Genomic DNA, 268 nt, shown 5'->3' on the forward strand with positions numbered 1-268 from the left:
TCATTGCCACGTATATGGAAAAAGAGCAATGGATGGCGCTTCTGAAAAAGTTTCAGGCCTATTTTAAATCAGAGCCCGATAAGCTTTACGAATATGCCAAACAGGTTGAAGAAGGTTTACAAGCCTTGACACCAATAGTTAATACGGAAGCAGATGTTAATTTTAGTATCGAAATTTTGAATCAAGCCTTAGCAGCCTGGAAAACGAATTGGGATACCGAGTGGGGTGGCGACAAGGCAAACGAAAAATTTATGCTGCCAGTGCGTTT

General features: G+C 41.0%; 1 protein-coding gene. It reads left to right on the forward strand.

From position 1 onward, the window contains the following. Positions 1-268 (forward strand): YyaL domain-containing protein (locus IEQ44_RS18625; protein ID WP_227487649.1); only part of this gene is annotated, 268 nt, incomplete at both ends.

This window comes from Nocardioides malaquae, from assembly GCF_015070385.1.
Classification (GTDB): domain Bacteria; phylum Actinomycetota; class Actinomycetes; order Propionibacteriales; family Nocardioidaceae; genus Nocardioides; species Nocardioides malaquae.